Source organism: Trueperaceae bacterium, assembly GCA_031581195.1.
Taxonomy (GTDB): domain Bacteria; phylum Deinococcota; class Deinococci; order Deinococcales; family Trueperaceae; genus SLSQ01.
In genome coordinates this window covers 1-1116 of sequence record JAVLCF010000232.1, presented here as the reverse complement: position 1 = coordinate 1116, position 1116 = coordinate 1, and the positions used below count along the sequence as shown (strand labels likewise).

At 65.7% G+C, this 1116-nt stretch carries 1 protein-coding gene; it reads left to right on the top strand.

The annotated features are described in order from the left end of the window. Positions 1 to 134: 134 nt before the first annotated feature. Positions 135 to 1116 (top strand): minor capsid protein (locus RI554_11660; protein ID MDR9392669.1); only part of this gene is annotated, 982 nt, incomplete at its 3' end.

Sequence of the window (1116 nt, the reverse complement as noted above, 5' to 3'; positions counted from 1 at the left end):
GTCGCCGCACGTCGCTTCCAACAGTTCCTGGGGGAGGGCGCATTCACGGACGACGAACTCAACGAATTTCTGGAGGTGCTCGACACCCGCGCGCGTGGCGCTACACCCGGCCAACTGTTCGGAATTGATGACGCATGAACCCCGAAGCGCTCGCGCAAGATGCCGCCCGCCTCGTCGACACCCTTGAACGTGAACAACTCAAGCGCCTCGACGAACTCCTTGAGGTGGTGGAGAACGACGCGCGCGCTCGGTTGTCGGCCCTCAACCTGCAGGACCGCCGACCCCGCGCTTTCGCGGAACAGGCGGCACGGGAAGCCCTCAACCAATCGAGGGCCGCCCGCACACTATTGGAGTTGCCGGACGGTCCGCTGGGGCAACGCATGCGGACCGACATCCAAGCTGCGTACGAGGACGGCATGCGAACCGCGCGCGAAGCGATCTCCGCAGCGGCAGGCGAAACGACGGACCCTGAAGTGCTGCGGCAAGTCAGTCGATCGTTCGGTACGCGTGTTGACCTTCCCCTCATCCAAGCCACGACGGAGTCGACCCTTACGACCCTCCGCAAGGTCGGCGAGGCGGGACTTGACCGTTTGGAGGAGGAGCTTGTGCGCGCCAGCGTTCGTGGGGCCGGCCCAAGGGCTGCAGCGCGTGGCGTGCGGGATGCCGTGAGCGTCACGCGTGCGGAAGCGGAACGCATTACGCGGACGGTGTTGATGCGCACGAACAACGACGCTCGCTCGCAATCGTTCAGGGAGGCCGGCATTGAGTACGTCCGGTTCGACGCGACGAACGACAGCAGGACGTGCGAATACTGCGCAGGCCGGCACGGCTTCGTGTACGAACGCGTGAACGCGCCGGAAACGCCGCTCCACCCGAACTGCCGGTGCGTGTTGCTGCCGTACCAACGCGAAGCCAGCCCAACGGATCGTGGGGATGACTACTACAAAGAAACGAGAGCGGAGCTAAGGGAACGCGAAGAAATCACGACGCGTGCCGTGGGCTCCACACGCCGGGTGTCGGGACGCCGGGAGAACGACGTGGCGCGCGTCACGAAACGCGCGCCGTTCGAGCGGCTTGAGGACCGCGACGCACCGCGACCTGCGTTCCGGCCGGATG